The organism is Micromonospora sp. SL1-18 (genome assembly GCF_047921505.1).
Lineage (GTDB): Bacteria > Actinomycetota > Actinomycetes > Mycobacteriales > Micromonosporaceae > Micromonospora.
In genome coordinates this window covers 1-204 of the sequence record NZ_JBLROA010000303.1, presented here as the reverse complement: position 1 = coordinate 204, position 204 = coordinate 1, and the positions used below count along the sequence as shown (strand labels likewise).

Genomic DNA, 204 nt, shown 5'->3' with positions numbered 1-204 from the left:
TTCCCCGGCCAGCTCGACGGCACGCTCGTAGCTGTCGACGTCGATCACCATCCAACCGGCGATGAGGTCCTTGGTCTCGGCGAACGGGCCGTCGGTGACCGGCGGACGCCCCTCACCGTCGTACCGGACAAATGTCCCCTCGGGGGCGAGCGCCTGACCGTCGACGAACTCGCCGGTCCCCTCAAGCCGGGCCGCGAAGTCGCG

The 204-nt window shown here is 70.1% G+C and carries 1 protein-coding gene; it reads right to left on the bottom strand.

From position 1 onward, the window contains the following. Window positions 1-204 (bottom strand): YciI family protein (locus ACNAW0_RS31040; RefSeq protein ID WP_416291583.1); only part of this gene is annotated, 204 nt, incomplete at both ends.